13 protein-coding genes are annotated in these 15,308 nt (G+C 41.0%); 7 read left to right on the plus strand and 6 right to left on the minus strand.

Going from position 1 to position 15,308, the window contains the following annotated elements; genetic code table 11:
* The 4 genes from ND6B_RS09485 to dgt all read right to left on the minus strand — a co-directional run.
* Positions 1 to 396: transposase (locus ND6B_RS09485; RefSeq protein ID WP_033102530.1), on the minus strand; the 396-nt coding region annotated here is incomplete at its 3' end.
* A 410-nt stretch (positions 397 to 806) separates the two neighbouring features.
* A complete protein-coding gene (locus ND6B_RS09480) occupies positions 807 to 1,655 on the minus strand; it encodes a substrate-binding periplasmic protein (protein ID WP_033103499.1) in 849 nt (282 codons plus the stop codon).
* Between the two features lie 162 nt (positions 1,656 to 1,817).
* Complete coding sequence (locus ND6B_RS09475; RefSeq protein ID WP_033103500.1) at positions 1,818 to 3,299, minus strand: hypothetical protein; 1,482 nt, start codon at positions 3,297 to 3,299, stop codon at positions 1,818 to 1,820.
* Between the two features lie 392 nt (positions 3,300 to 3,691).
* Complete coding sequence (gene dgt, locus ND6B_RS09470) at positions 3,692 to 5,155, minus strand: dGTPase (RefSeq protein WP_016899096.1); 1,464 nt, start codon at positions 5,153 to 5,155, stop codon at positions 3,692 to 3,694.
* Between the two features lie 186 nt (positions 5,156 to 5,341).
* Between dgt and ND6B_RS09465 the strand changes: the two genes are divergently transcribed.
* From ND6B_RS09465 to ND6B_RS09440, 6 genes are all read left to right on the plus strand, one after another.
* The gene (locus tag ND6B_RS09465; protein ID WP_033103501.1) at positions 5,342 to 6,748 is read left to right on the plus strand and encodes a glycerophosphodiester phosphodiesterase; all 1,407 of its coding nucleotides are present in this window, start codon (positions 5,342 to 5,344) and stop codon (positions 6,746 to 6,748) included.
* Between the two features lie 14 nt (positions 6,749 to 6,762).
* Positions 6,763 to 9,087 carry a hypothetical protein gene (locus tag ND6B_RS09460; RefSeq protein ID WP_033103502.1) on the plus strand — a complete coding sequence of 775 codons (2,325 nt, stop codon included), beginning with the start codon at positions 6,763 to 6,765 and terminating at the stop codon, positions 9,085 to 9,087.
* Between the two features lie 15 nt (positions 9,088 to 9,102).
* Positions 9,103 to 9,336, plus strand: coding sequence for a hypothetical protein (locus ND6B_RS09455; protein ID WP_033103503.1), 234 nt, complete (start codon positions 9,103 to 9,105; stop codon positions 9,334 to 9,336).
* Between the two features lie 221 nt (positions 9,337 to 9,557).
* Complete coding sequence (locus tag ND6B_RS09450; RefSeq protein ID WP_033103504.1) at positions 9,558 to 9,857, plus strand: hypothetical protein; 300 nt, start codon at positions 9,558 to 9,560, stop codon at positions 9,855 to 9,857.
* Positions 9,836 to 10,771, plus strand: coding sequence for a hypothetical protein (locus tag ND6B_RS09445; protein WP_033103505.1), 936 nt, complete (start codon positions 9,836 to 9,838; stop codon positions 10,769 to 10,771). Before ND6B_RS09450 ends, ND6B_RS09445 begins: the two co-directional genes overlap by 22 nt.
* A gap of 12 nt (positions 10,772 to 10,783) precedes the next feature.
* A complete protein-coding gene (locus tag ND6B_RS09440) occupies positions 10,784 to 11,998 on the plus strand; it encodes an alkaline phosphatase family protein (RefSeq protein WP_033103506.1) in 1,215 nt (404 codons plus the stop codon).
* A 119-nt stretch (positions 11,999 to 12,117) separates the two neighbouring features.
* Here ND6B_RS09440 and ND6B_RS09435 read toward each other — a convergent pair whose 3' ends face one another.
* Together ND6B_RS09435 and ND6B_RS09430 are read right to left on the minus strand one after the other, a co-directional pair.
* Positions 12,118 to 12,861, minus strand: coding sequence for a zinc-dependent metalloprotease family protein (locus tag ND6B_RS09435; protein WP_024602595.1), 744 nt, complete (start codon positions 12,859 to 12,861; stop codon positions 12,118 to 12,120).
* Between the two features lie 72 nt (positions 12,862 to 12,933).
* The gene (locus tag ND6B_RS09430) at positions 12,934 to 13,647 is read right to left on the minus strand and encodes a hypothetical protein (RefSeq protein ID WP_033103507.1); all 714 of its coding nucleotides are present in this window, start codon (positions 13,645 to 13,647) and stop codon (positions 12,934 to 12,936) included.
* A gap of 369 nt (positions 13,648 to 14,016) precedes the next feature.
* On the opposite strand from ND6B_RS09430, the gene ND6B_RS09425 reads away from it, so the two are divergent.
* Positions 14,017 to 15,174, plus strand: coding sequence for a benzoate/H(+) symporter BenE family transporter (locus ND6B_RS09425; RefSeq protein ID WP_016899100.1), 1,158 nt, complete (start codon positions 14,017 to 14,019; stop codon positions 15,172 to 15,174).
* The last annotated feature ends 134 nt before the right edge of the window (positions 15,175 to 15,308 follow it).

The raw sequence follows: 15,308 nt of genomic DNA on the forward strand, positions 1-15,308 counted from the left end.
CTTTATTTCTTGCTTAAGCTGTTTACTGTCTGACTTTACTGTTTTATTTGAAGGTGGTGTTACTAAGTCTTTCTTCCATTGCTGAATATGATGCGGATAAAGCCCTATATTACGGCAGTATTCATTTATGGCGGCTTCATCTAAACTTCCACACTCAATTACTGCGTTGAGTCTTTCTTCTAAACTCCAGTCTTGTGGTCGTTTTTCTGCTGTCATTTGGCTACCCGTCTGGTGTATTTCAAGTTGATGCTTTTTTGCCAGTGCTATCCAACGTTGTAACGTTGAATAACCGACACCTAAGTCATCTGCAATATCTTCTAAGCGAACATCATCACATTGAGATAATGCTTTTTCAACAGCTTGAACTTTAAATTCTTGTGTAAATTGACGTCTCATTTTATTTGCCTCTGCTAAATGTTAGAGGCGACAACTATCCTGACACAGGGGGCTTTGCCCTCTTTGTGAATAAATTACTTAAAACATGTTTGAACATAGAGAAGCGAGAGAAGACAACGGGCTTCGAGCGATGAGGCGCGGGTAAAATGCAAAAGCCTATAAATACGCGATATAAAATTGCTGCTACAGAATAATATTTGGCTTTTTTATTTCCTCTAAAAGCGCAGCGTCTCATAACCTCTTTGTGAATAAATTACTTAAAAATTATTTGAACACAGAGAAGACAACGGGCTTCGAGCGACGAGTAGCGAGCTTGTACAAACACTAGAACCTAAAACCTAAAACCTAGCTCGTAGCCCGAAACTCGCGTTCCAAACATAAAACGCGCGGCATAAAGCCCTGCCTACAGGTTAGTCGGCCAGGGCGCTATTTGTGGGTTGATAAGCGCCATTATCTAACGCATCAAAGTAGGCTTGATAACGGCCGTTTTGTTTAAATTTAAGTAATTGCTGGTTAAATATTTCAAGCCGCTGTTCACTGCGTGGGTTATTTTTAGGGAACATCACAAAGCTTTTATTGATTAATAGTGGCCTTGGGTGGTGCACAATGCCATTTTTTATTGTCGGTTTTTGCCCTGCTAATATGTGATAGCCAACGCTTTGTTCTTCGGCAAAGGCGTCGATTCTGCCCATAGCTAAGCGTTTAAAGTTTTGCTCTGTGGTACTTACTCGCGACATATCGAATAAGCCTTCATCGGCTGCTTTATCAAAGTCTTTGCCGTAACTGTAGGCAAGCCCACCACCGAGTAATAAGCCTTTTAAATCGTTTAGATTTTGCCAATCAAAAGGGCGTTGTTTATGATAAAAAAATACAAAACGCTCGTTTAGCACTGGCTCACTGTAAAAATAATCCTCAGTACGTTGTTGTTCAAACATCCATACGGCAGTAGCTGCGTATTTATCATTAATGGTGTCGTGGTAGGCACGCGGCCACGGTAAAAAGGTAAAGTTAACTTTAATGTTAGCTTGTGCAAATATATCGGTAATTAAATGCGCAACCACGCCTTTGTGAGGCAGCGATTCGCTTAAAAAAGGCGGCCATTCGCCTGTACTTATATTTAAAGTAGCATGGTGATTAGGCGCTTTGCTTGAGGGTTGTATTGCTTCAATTGCGTGCGTGTAATGACTGGTAAAAGCCATCAGCAAAAAAGATGCGATATAAATACGGTATCTTGATTTAGCTGATAACATAACATGCATGTGTATAAGTCTCTCCTTCTATTAAATATACCCTTTTTGGATATAAAGCGGCTTTGAGCGTTGCTTAAAAAACAGGCTATTTTAAAGGCGTTAACTGAATGTAGGCTTAAGGGCTATACCGTCGCTTTACAGACTTATTTTAAGTGTTTTTATGTTACCGCGTTATTCTTTTGTTTGCATGTTTTTTGCGCGTTCTTCTGCATCGATGAGTGCTTGTGATTTAGGTGCGCGTTTTTTCTCTTCTACTTTTGGTTTTTCGGGAGAATTTGGATCCCAGCTTTCATCAAGCGATAAATTAGCAAATGGGTTGCTGCTTTGTAGTGAGTTATCGGGCTTACTTTGCTCTTCAGGGGCAACCTTTACTTGCTCAGGCATTACTTTAGTTTTTTTAGTTGGCAGTGGTGCGTCGGGATCGAAAGTGCGTATCTCTGGCTCTTTAAAGTCGTGTTCAGTGGTTGAGCTTAATGATGAACGCTGCGTTTTTGCAGGATGGAAATCAGCTTGTGGCTGATGGGGTACAATGGGTTCAGGTGCGCTGTGTGAAGGCTTGATAGGCGCTTCTTGTTGTACCTTTTTGATTGGCTGATTTATAGGATTACGCTGAATTTTGCTTTGTTTGGCTTCGGGGTCAAAATCTCTTACTTGTGGCTCGGCAAACTCTGTTGCATTTTTTATCCGCTCTAAGGTTGCTTTAGCAGCTGCTTCAAACTCTGCCGTGTTAGGCTCCGGCTTTATTTTCACTGTATTAACTCGACTAGAATCAGGCTCTTTACCCTTGCTTTCGACAGCTGGGTTTTGCAGATCAGAGCCAGTCACCATCGGCTCAGTAACAACACTGTGAGTTTGATCATTGTCGTTACTGGGGGGCATTTGCAATGGTATGCCAGTATCAGCCGCTTGTTTATTTTGCTTAATATTGCGCAGGCGCATTAATACCACAACCGTAATTACCACAATTAACAATAGTGCCACACTTGGTAATACTAGCGAGATTATATTAGCCCCTTTGGGCATTGAAGAGGCAATAACGGCTGTTTGCTCGCTGGCTTTTATAGTAATAGGTACGGCGGTTTGTGCAGGCTCAACGGTGGCTTTTTTTACCTCTGGTTGCGTATTTTCCTCAGTGTTTGATAATTCACTGGCCGGTATTTTGCTGGGCTGTGCATTTTTTTCTGAAGCGCCGCTTTGTTCAGCCGCTGCTGTTACATTGACTTGTGACTCATCAGGTGCTGTTGTGGTTGATGCTACTGAGGCATTTTTTTTAGCTTGCTCTATAGTTTGAGTGGCGCTTTGTTCGATTACATTATTTTGGGGTGGAGTTGCACTTTGCTCAGTTGCAGCGTCTGGAAACGTTGGCTGTAAAGTGGGTTCTGTTTGTTGTGGTTTTACAACCTCCGGGGTCGATTGTTCAATAACCGGCTGCGGTTTAGGCTTTGGTACTGGCAAAGTGCGTGCCGCTTGCGGATCACTGCAGTTTTTTTCAAAGTCTCGCGCAGCATTACGGTATTTACGGCTGGCTTTATTATTGCTGTGTTGCTGCATTTCTTGTTTTATAAGAATACACATAGCTTCGTTATAAGCGGCACTGCTGGCACTATAAAACAAAGCAAAACAAAAAAGTAAGCAACTCAGTAATGGTTTCATAAAACTCAAAAGTGGTTAAGCATCAATGCCCTAATCTTAAGCGTAAAGTGAAAAATTATCTAGAAGCGCCTAGCGTTAATTAGGGTCTGTTGACCTTTGCGGATTACAATTTGTTCAAACTAGGGGCGGTTTAATCGCGGCGCGAGGTTTGTAACCTAGTGGGCTAAGTAAAAACCGAGCAAAGCTTCCGCGTCCTGCTCACGCCCCTTACCTACATCCATGTAGGCAACAAAGAGTAAATCGCCCCTAGGCAGAACCCTTCGGGCAGCGCCTGTTTGGCATTGATGCTGCGTTATCGCCTATTTATGGGGAAAAACCACACCACATAGGCTCTGCCTTGCCTAAATACCAAACAGACTGCTGCAAATTTAACCTTGAAAGGTCAACAGACCCTAGTCAATTACCATTAAGCTTCGGTACTCGTCGTAAGCAAATTGGTCGGTCATACCGCTAATGTAGTCTTGAATTAACCGACAGCGATAATAAAATTCATAGGCGGCAAAATGATCGGGCTCTTCTTGCATCGCATTTATGGCATGCTGATAGCTACTTAAATGCTTTTTAGAGAGCTTTTTAACGAGTCTCGATTCTATTAATAAGCGGTTGTCGCCATGCAATGCACGTTTAAAGTCATCGCTACTCAAAAGCAGCAAAGGTTTATAACAATCGAGTAGGCCATTAATAATACGGTAGCCTTGCAGTTCGAGCTTTTCGACTTCTTTGTGCGAAAATACATGCTCAAGCGCGACTTGTTTGAGCGCTTGGGTTGCTGCATGCAGGTAGCTGCGATCTTCTAATAATGCATGGTTAAAGTCGCCATGATAAATTGGCTCTATGTTTTCAATAAAGCGTTTTGCGGCATGGTTTACTAGCGGGTGCAGTAATGACACGCGTAAATAAATAAAAAACTCACTATTAAAATTAAAGGGCTGTGCTTGTGCCCGTTCTATGGCGTAGTTTATGGCGTCGTCCACAAAGCTTTGGTGTTGAGTGTCGTTAAGGGCTAAGTTAATTAGCGCTTTTTGATACTGCTTTTTTAGTTGCTCGCATAATAACTGTGTGGTGATAATGTCTTTTTCTACGGCGTCTTCTATGTCGGCAAGGCAATAAGAAATATCGTCAGCGGCTTCCATAATATAACTGGCAGGGTGACGGCAATAGGGCTCCATTTTCAGCTCAGTTTGCAGTGCTTCAACAAAGCTTTTTTCACTGTAGTAATACCCCACTTTTTTCATAATGTAGTTTTTATTTTGAGGAATATCTTGCTTCGCTAAACTAGCTGGACGGGTGTACTTTAAAATAGCGGCAGTTTGGCTATAGGTTAAATTTAGGCTCAGCAAAGAGTGAATAATGCGTATGCCTTGAGCGTTGCCTTCAAAGCTACAAATATCTTGGGCTAAATGTTTAAAAATAACGCCAATGCTGCTGTTTGTGGTTTGGCAACGCTCAGGCGTAATGCTGGCTAAATTAGCATTAAACCAATTATTAATAGCCGCTTCGCCAAAGTGACCAAACGGCGGGTTACCTATATCGTGCATTAGGCAGGCCATTTCTACTAGGGTTTCTAGTGGGCGCTCTAAACCCGATAAACCATATTCTTTTTGTTGCTGGTAATTTAAATTGGCAAAGATACGCTGCACAATAAAGCGGCCAACTTGCTGAACTTCTAATGAGTGAGTTAGGCGCGAACGCACAGCCGCGTTGCGCTCCAGCGGAAATACTTGGGTTTTTTGTTGCAGCCGACGAATGGCTGCACTATTAATAATTCGGCCACGATCGCTCTCAAGCGCCATTTGTAAATTGGCAGTGGTGCGCTGCATACGTGCAGGGGTTACTTTGCTACTGAAGTTGATCATGGTAATCCTTTTTTACTTTGCGACCTGCTTAAATGTTAAATTTAATCTAACAGCTTGTATATTAAATTAAAATTATTAGTTTAGCTGCTAAGTTTAACTTTTAATTAAGCAAACGTTCATATAACCTTGTATGCTAAGTAAACTTTATTTCTTTTCAGGGAGTTAAAGCCTTTTGGCTTAGTCAGCATGATGCGTATTCTAGCTTATATCAATATTTTATCAGTGTGCATGCTAACCAGCATTTTATCTGCATGTAATAGCACTCCTAAAACAGTCGCGACTGATCCTGTATCAGTTAAAGAGCAACAAGCCTTAAGTGCCCGTGCAGATGCATTGGCTGCTCGTGGTTTTTACCAAACTCAGTTAGGTAACATTAACTATTTAAGCGAACGTCAGTGCAGTGACTTTAATTTGCAAAGCCACCGTGGTTCGGTGCGTTTCCCTGAAAACTCACTGAGTGCTGTTATTGACGCCATAGACAATAACTTTGATGTAATTGAAATTGATGTACGCCTTACCCGTGATGATGTGTGGGTTGTGCATCATGATGCGCGCACTGGCCGTGAAACAGGCACTGTTGATAATCAGCAACGTAAAATAGAGTCTATTCGATATGCTAAAGACTGGGGCTTTTTACGCCACCGCGATCAACATACAGGCTTATTAACCAACACAGTCCCGCCTTCATTTAAAGCTTTAGCCAGTACCTTTGCGCGCTATCGTAAATCACATCAAAAATTAAATATTGAAATTAAGTCTCGCGCCTCCGTTGCAGATTTGAAAATGCTCGACTACCTGGCGTATCAATATGTGGGGGCTAATAATTACTTTTTTAGTAGTTTAGAGCTGCGTAACTTAACGCGTTTGCGCGATATTAACCCTGATATTTATATGATGTTTATTCAATCTCCTTCAAAGGTATCAATGAACAAGCTGGCGGCTGATCTCAAACGCGGCGCGGGGAGCGATCCTATCTATGAACGCAATAAAGAGCAGCTTGAAAGTGTGCAGTCGTATGCTAATCGTCGTCATCGTGAATCTCGCTATGACCGCCCTGTAAAACTGGCGGCATTAGCTAAAGAGTTAAAACGTAACTTTGGCTATGTGTTAGATATTCGTCACTACAAACAAAGTGCAGCGCAGTTAAAGCCCAGTGCTAGAGCTCGAGGTATTAATATCGCCACATACTCAATTAATGGACACGATTATCATGAACAAAGCTTGGTAGCGCAAGCAGCACAATTACGTCCAGACTCTGTGATAATGGATGATACCGTTTATGGTTTTTGCTCTGTGTTTGCATTGCCTCCTGTTAAGCCATATAAGGGCGATCATCCTGCGGCTACAGGTATTGCGACTATGCCTAATGATTTAGATTTAACACGTTTGGATGAATTAGCGGCCTATCAGCAAAATCAGTTATATCCGGCTATTGGTGGCCAGTTAAAATCACTTAAAGCTGTTTCTTATCGCACTAAGTTTGCACCTGTTAAGGCTGTGCCTAATTTAGAGATTGGTACTCGTGAGGCTGATGAAGACTTTAGTCTTGAAACCCGTCCCGCCGTTGAGCTTGAGCTTCGTAAACAAAAATAATAAGACAATTAATAATGACAACAACTTTAAAACCATTTTGGTGGCGTTTTTTACTGCTGCTATTAGCCACTTTATATTTGCTTCCTGAAGCTATTTTTAATGCACAACTGGTTTCTTTAGTGGGTTTAGGTACGCCCTCAGCTGAAGATTTAGAACACTTAGAAATTTACGGCCGTGCTGTATCTGGGGTTGGGGTTGCATTATTGCTGGCTGATTTTTTACCGAAAGCAATGGTGGCAAAAGTAGGGCGCAGCGTTATTTCGTTAATTGCCTTAGTGTGTTTAGTTTGGCCTGTGGTGTTTTATGGCCAAAAGTATGCAATAGAAAAAACCTTAATAGAGCCTTCCTCTGCGCAGCAGCGTCAATTTGCAGTATATAGCGCAGCACTTAGAGATGCATTGGCTATAAACTCGATTAAAGTAAATGGCCTTGATTACGATACCGAGCAATTACATAGCTCAGAAAACTTAACCTTTTTAGCGCTATTTGGGGGGTTGTTATATAGCGATGCCGCATTATCAGATAATTTAGACGAAGATAAGCGTCAAATTATCGCCTCATTCGTGCAAAAAAAAGCGTATCAAGATTTTGAACAGCATTACGCTGAATATAGTCAGCTTTATAACGAATTATCTTCACAGTACAAATCGTATGCTACAGGCAGTAAAAAATATAACCAAACATTGGCAGAAATTGATCAGCGAGAGCAAGGTTATTGGCAACAAGTTGAACAACAAATAAATGATGGCTGGGGTAAGTATCAGCAAGCCCAAAAAGCCCACATAGCAAAAGCTTCAGCACGCGCACAAAAATATGGTCCTAAAATATACGGTTATCATAAGCAAGTGGCTAACTGTTCTGAGCGTTATAAAAAAAGTAGCCAAAAAGATCGCCGTAACCGCTGTTATGAGCGTGCTGGGGCTGATTATCGCAGTGATATTTTAAAAGCAGGCATAGGGTACATTGAACCCGATTATTGGCTTATTGTTGAAGATATTTCGGCCACAGAAAATGCGGCGAGCAGTTTGTTAATGGGTTTTTTAACTGGCGGTGTTTATACTGCATTGCAAGCAGCAAGCCTAGCTACGGGCGGTGATGGTGGCATTAAAGATAAACGCTATAAGTACACTGACGACCCAGATCATTACCAACTGCGGTTTTTACAGCACCCCAAGTTTGAACAATTATTTGTTGCTGAAACGGGCTATGAATTTAGTATTGATAATTTACTTACTTTTCGCTCTCATCAAACCACAGCTAAAAAGCTACGTGCGCATTTTGCTGCGAAAGGATTAACGCTTAGCGATAGTTGGAGTATTAACGATAGGCAACGCTTTGCTCAAGCCGTTGCAGAGAAAGTGACAACCGAAGCAAATAACCAATGGCGCAGTGAAATGGCCAAACACGGTTTGAGTTTAAACCCAAATTTATCGTGGGTTGCGTTTCAGCTAAATTCTCAAATACAAGCTAGAATAGCCGATCGTATGGGTGAATTATATGTAAAAAATATTCGCGCTGATTGGAATAAAAAAAGCTTTAAAGAACGAGTACTCGATCCGAATATTGAAAAACGCACCGACAAATATTTGGCAATGCTAAATAGCTCTCAAGGTAAGTTTGTTGATGGCGGTGAGTATGCAGAGTATGGCAAACAAGCACTGCGCTCGGTGATTATTCCGCCTATTTCTATGTCGTTGTCGTTATTTTTGATTTGTCTTACTTTTAGTAAGTTACCGCTAAAATTATGGCAGCTAATTAAACCGGCACCAACAACCGTCACAAACAAAAAACACCCTGTTACTATGCTGCAAAAACTTATTATGCCGGCTGTTATTTTAATTGCGCCAGTATTGTTTATAAATAATACCTTTACTAGAGACGCTCAAAGTCCCGTTAATTATTTTTTAACTAAGGTAGAAGAATCTAGTAATCCGGTATTTAGTTATGCAATTCGTTGGACTTTACATGCCCAACCCGTGTTGCATCCTCTGGGCTTGGCTTTTGAAGATACGCTAGGTATTTATGAACGCTTTTCGCCATTGAGTCATGCACTCGCAAAGGTTGATATTTTGCGCCATGGTGATAGTTCGCTCAGTGAAGGGCAGCAACAGCGTAGGCAATATATGGTTGAGCAAAAAACCAAGCTAACAATTACGACTAATGCTCCTAATGCCATCATACGAATTATGAATATTGGTCCTAAATATCGCCCAGGGTTGATCCTTAAAGCAAGCAGTTATGATATTCAAATCTCAGCCCCAGGCTATAAAACATATCGGCGTTGGCATCAAATTGATGCTGGTGAGTTCACCCTTTCAATTGATTTAAACGCAGAGTAACTCTTTAGGATTAAGATGCAGCATTGTCAAAATACTATTTATGCTAACGATCGTCATTGTTGCGATTGTGGCGAAACCTTAACGCAAAAGCGCGAATTATTGTCTGCTGAGGATATTTTTCCGCAGTTACTCGATAAAGTTAAACAACAATCACCTGAGAGTGAAGTGATCACTGGGGTGATCAAATCGATGTATTATTACAAACGTCGCTATACCGGCAGAACAAATAACATGTTGTATGGCTTTTGATGGCTCGAAGTTGAAGATAAAGCGGGTAAGGTACATGCATTCAATATTGATGCAGAGAAAGACGTACTTGCTAATTTAAAAAAAGGTAATGTGATCAGTGCCTTTCAAGCTCAGCCAATGGTGTTAACTCACAATATTGCAGCGAGTGACGCTAAAACTGTGGTTAAAAATAATCGATTTATGCCGGTGGCTCAATTGCCTGGTTGATCATTAGTATCATTATGTTGGGTTGCTTATTAGGTTTTACCCCGCTTACATTTTTACCTGCAGCGATGATTACGTTACCTGTATTACTTGGCATATTAATGTATGAGCGTAATTTTCATAACAAGGCTAAAGCGTTAAAAGAAGCACATTATGATGAAATATTAGCAGCTTCAGAGACGCTATTATCAATAAGTAAAGTTCAATTAGGTTACCATTTACAAAAGCGTGAACCAGCTAAATCAGATGTTATTTGTATTGGTTGCCAGCAACGAATTAGCCAAGGTGCAGCTCATTGTTATTTTGCTGCGGAATAAAGCAAGCGGAATTACAAACACCTGAGGGTGAAACAAAAGTAGTTTCAGTTGTTAAAAATGAAACAGCCACCTTGAGTAAGCCAACGATGATAGCCGATCTAGAGCAGGCGCTCATGCGTGAATACAGTGGTGATTATAAAACCGATTACATTCATAAGAATGTACTTGGGCGCGATGAAAAAGGGCATATTTTTCACCGCGCTATTTTAGGTAAAGTAATTGATAAAGATCAGCGTTCTAATACTCGTCAAACACAACAAGTTGTTACTACCACAAAAACAACGCGGGTTTATCTGGGCGTTAACCATGTGGATACTAACGAAATAAAAACCACAGAGATTCATAGGCAACGCAATACCTCGCTCAATGGTGAAATTATGCTAGAAACTAGCGATGGAACGCCTTATGTATTTTATGCAGGAGAAGACTTGCTTGGCTCTGTTGATGTAGGTGATTGGCTTTTTTACGCTTATAGCCAAGTTGATACGACCCGTTATAACCCTTATTACAGAGAGTATGCTTACAACATTAGTAAAGAAATGGATTACTCGATGGACAGCGTAACTAATTTTGGTATGACCTGTGGTTTCAATATTATGCAGTTATTAGGTTTTGTGGCTGTTGGGTGTACTTGGTACTTTGACTCACACGATTTTTATCCTCTATTAAATACCCTGTTACCAGAGCCATTAATTATTAAATTACAAAATTATCCTTATATTATTCAACATATAGATATGTTTCCTGTGGCCTTGTACTGTTTGGTATCTTTAGTTTCAATGGTGTTAGCGAGTATTTATACCCTGCGAAATACAGCTAAATTGCGCAAAAGTGTGAGTAAACTGGAAATGATGATCACAAAATTTAAAAATAACTATGTTAGTGTGTTTGAGCAAATTAAAAAATTAACCTAATTAGGAAAAACCATGCGTTTATTGTTCGTTGTATTGAGTTTGTTTTTACTGGCAAGCCTGCTTGCAAAAGCCGCTAAAGAGCAAACGGTTGTTATGATCTCTATTGATGGCTTACGTTGGGATTACATTGAAAAGCACGGTGCGCCTAATTTAAAAGCAATGGGTGAGCAAGGCGTAAGAGCGCAAAAAATGCAGCCTGTTTATCCTACTAAAACGTTTCCAAATCATATTTCGGTGATCACCGGTTTACTGCCAGTTAACCATGGCATTGTAGATAATAAGTTTTGTGACAAAGCGCGCAATAATGAATGCTACAGCATGGGGAAAGGACAAAAAGACAGTACCTGGGTACGCGGCACGCCACTGTGGAATTTAGTTAAAATGCATGGGCTTAAATCGGCGGTATACTTTTGGCCTGAGTCGGATGCGCGCTTTAATGGTATGACGCCTGACTATTACTTTCACTACTCTAAACAAGGTGACTACCAAGACCGAATTGATCAAATCATTCAATGGTTAAGCTTACCTAAAGCACAGCGCCCACGTTTTGTGGCGAGTTATTTTTCGTTAGTGGATAGCATGGGGCATGAATATGGCCCTGATGCGGTGCAAACGCGTGATGCCGTTAAACAGCTAGATGCGCTGATGGGGCAATTAAAAACCCGCTTGAGTAAGTTAGAGCAAGAGGTAAATCTGGTGATTGTGTCTGATCATGGTATGGCACAAGTTGAGCCTGAGCAGAGCATTGTTGTGAGCAGCTTACCTAAAGATGATAACTTTATGGTTGTTAATACCGGTCCTCGATTACTTATTTATACTAAAAGCGATGCTAAAAATGCAGATGTTGAGACTTATAAAGCCCGTTTACAACATGCAGCAAAAGGACGCTACACGGTACTAACAGAGGAGCAGCTTGCAGGATATCACTATAATAAAGGCACTCGTGTGGGCGATATTGTGGTACAAACGACAGCGCCTGCGGTATTTAGCAATAGTGCGAAAGTGCCGTACTTAGGGACGCATGGCTATGCCTATACCGATGATATGGCAGCGACATTTATTGCTACCGGGCCGGCGTTTAAAAAAGGGGTGAGCATTGAGCGAGTGAATAATTTAGATATTTACCCTGTGCTTGTTAAGGTGATGGGTTTAAAGCTAATGAGTAAAGTGGATAGCGATGGTGAAACCTTACTCCCTGCCATAAAACAGAAAATGATTAATCATTAAAAAAGAGCGCCGAGGCGCTCCGCAAGGGAAACTTAATTGGTTTGTATGGGTTATTAACCCATGTTTACATTGTTATTTAAGCTGAATTTTGAGAATACATTTATTATTCAGCATTGAGCTTATTTAAAGTTAGCGATACTGGTTTTTGTGTCGGTAACGGTACGAATGGCGTACGACTGATTGGTCACCCCAAATGGGATACCGTTTACGCTCCAGTTAGGGTTTGAGAAATAGTCGTACTGCGTTGCACTGCCAAATACAAATGGGTAGGCCATAATACTGGCAAATTCATTTTGTACACCGTGCCCCATACCATCAACGTATACACCACCGGCTGTATCGCCTTGCTTACGTGAATGCGCTAAACCTTGGTTATGACCAAGCTCATGAACAAAGGTTGTGGCTCCACAATCGATTGCGGTGATTGAGTACATGCGGCTGCTCATTGAGCTGTATAAATTACCATTTGTGCCTTGGCCAACCCATGCTAAGCCACATGAAATTAAACCGTTACCTGCACTTTGGCCTGTACCGAGTACGGCAACCATGTCGGCTTTCCAATCATTGCGTAAACCATCTACGTAACTACTATTTGTGACGGCATTTAACCAATCTTCAGAAGGGGTTACTGCATAGTCACCTAAATTTTGAGTCCCAACTAAACGTAGCGTAATGTCAACGCCATTTTGGCTGTATACCTGGTTACTAAAAGCAATAAGCTGATTAATTTTGGTATTGATATTACTGGTAGCTGCTGCAGATTGATCGGTATATAAAATACCAATATCAATGGTTTCTGCTGACACTGTGCTGGCCGCACATAGCGCCGTTGCAATAGCGGCTGTTGAAATTACTTTTTTCATTGTTGTATTTCCTTACTTTTTACGATTGCAGTGTTTACTGCTAGGTCTTGTTGCCTGCGTTGACAGGTTTGTTTAAAAAGAGGGCGTGTTTTCAGCACGAGGTGCAAATGGGTCTATGTCATCCGCATTTTTTGGTGCAGGTTCACCAACCTGATGCTCTATATGTGTTTTATATAGGTCACGCTTAGCTGCAATCCAGCCATATTGACCTTTACTTTCAAAAACATAATTACCACTTGGGGCTGTAAATTGACCGTAAACCGCATCATTGCCAACGGTTAATATGGTGGTGTGCATTGCGCCATTGGCCCCAATAACCTGACCAACAATGCTTTTATCGCCGTTACTGGCATGGGTTACATTGGTTATTTCAGCGCTGTAGGTTTCTGCGGTTTGTGGTATTGCAAGGTCAAAATTATCACCCGTTTTGAGGGTTTTTAGCGCCGCTAGATCAAATTCTATGTAGGCTTCATTTTGTAAATCGGTTGGCAGTACTTTTGCCGCTTTAAGTATTTCTTTAGCCTTTGCTGAAGGTTTATTAATTGCGTCAAATGAGTTTGAAGGTACGTTTGATTCAATGTTAGCGGGTTTTGCTGCAATAGGGTCTTTACTCATATCAATGGGCGATGGGTTATGTGTTTTTTTTGCAAACTCAGAATCAACAGGAACGATATCAATAGCAATGGGCGCTTCTACCTCATCGATTTTTTTCTGATCATTAAGCAGCGTATACAAGGCAAATACAGACAAAGAAATAGCGATAGTTAAAACAATGTAACGTTTCATCTGTTTCTCTTTTAGGTTAAATGGTGAACTAATTGTTAGGTTTTATCTTAAAAAAAGAATTAGATCAAATTTAAATTGTAACCATAAAGTGGTAATTGCTTTTTTTATAACTTATTGTAAGTATTTGCTTTACCTTTTTTAGGTATACTTTTTTGGTTTAATAGGATGGCTTTTTTGTAGTAATGGTGCACCCTGTGGCATGTTTTTGGGTACGTGTGTGTTTTTTAAATCACACCGATTTTGACAAGTAAAACTGACCAATAAAATTTTTTAGTAACGTGATCATTTTTCATTATTCAAAGGGCTAATTGCAAAGTATAAATAGGCAAAGTATGTTGTATCGTTAAACACCTATTAAAAGAGGGAATTATGGCAGGGACTGATCAGTTACTTAGTCGAATTATGGCAGGACTTGTTGCGGTCATTATTGGTTTTTCAAGTTCTATTGCATTGATTTATCAAGTGGTGATCACCTTAGGTGGTACACCTGAACTTGTGGCAAGCTGGATATTAATGCTGGGGCTAGTAATGGGCGGTACGTCTATTGTGCTGTCGTTTTATTATAAGGTGCCCATTTTAATTGCATGGTCGACTACCGGTGCAGCATTACTGATCTCAAGTGCCCAGGGCTACAGTTTACATGAAGCGATAGGCGCATTTATGCTATCAGCCTTATTGGTGCTGGTGTCTGGCATTACCGGTTGGTTTGAAAAAATCATGAACCGTATTCCCAGTGAACTGGCCTGTGCTATGTTAGCGGGGGTATTAGTCACATTTGGTATTGATGTGTTTAACTTTATGAACGACTTGCCATTGGTGATTGGTTTAATGGTGGTGGTGTACTTTATTGGCAAGCGCTTTTTTGCTCGGTTTGCAATGCTAAGTGTATTGTTAGCGGGTATATTTTTAGCCTGGTATATGGGAAATATCGATACTAGCACCGTGCATTGGCAGGCAAGCAGCTTTGCTTATATTGCACCAAACTTTAGTTTGCAGGCATTTATAAGTATTAGTATTCCTTTGTATATAGTAACTATGACTTCACAAAACTTACCTGGGTTTGCAATTTTAAAAGCGCATAACTATAAAGCGCCAATATCATCGTCATTAACTGTGACCGGGTTAATAAATTTAGTAACCGCGCCATTTGGCACTTATTCAATTAATTTAGCGGCCATTACGGCTGCTATTTGTATGAGCGAAGAGGCCGATAAAAACCCCGATAAGCGCTATTGGGCGAGTATTGCTGGTGGGGTGTTTTACATTATTATGGCGCTGTGTGCTGCAATGCTAGTGGCGATTGTAGCAAGCCTGCCGCAAGCACTGGTATTGGCGTTAGCGGGTATTGCTTTGTTTGGCACCATCGCTAATAGTTTGCAGCAGTCTTTGCACAGTCCTGAATATACAGAGGCGGCCATTATTACCTTTTTAGTTACGGCTTCTGATTTAACATTATGGTCAGTCGGCTCTGCATGCTGGGGGATAATAGCAGGAGCACTCACGTTAATGGTGACACGTAAGAGCTAAGAGCAGCTTTTAGGTGTTAGGTGCGGGGATCGGGTGTCGAGCAACGGGTTTGGTACTGTGCGCGCGAGGTAAACTCACGCCTACAGTCGATCACCGCACTTGGCTAATCTCTTGCTGATCGCTGACAGCTAAAA

Origin of the sequence: Pseudoalteromonas sp. ND6B, from assembly GCF_000764215.1 — a bacterium.
Classification (GTDB): Bacteria; Pseudomonadota; Gammaproteobacteria; order Enterobacterales; family Alteromonadaceae; genus Pseudoalteromonas; species Pseudoalteromonas tetraodonis.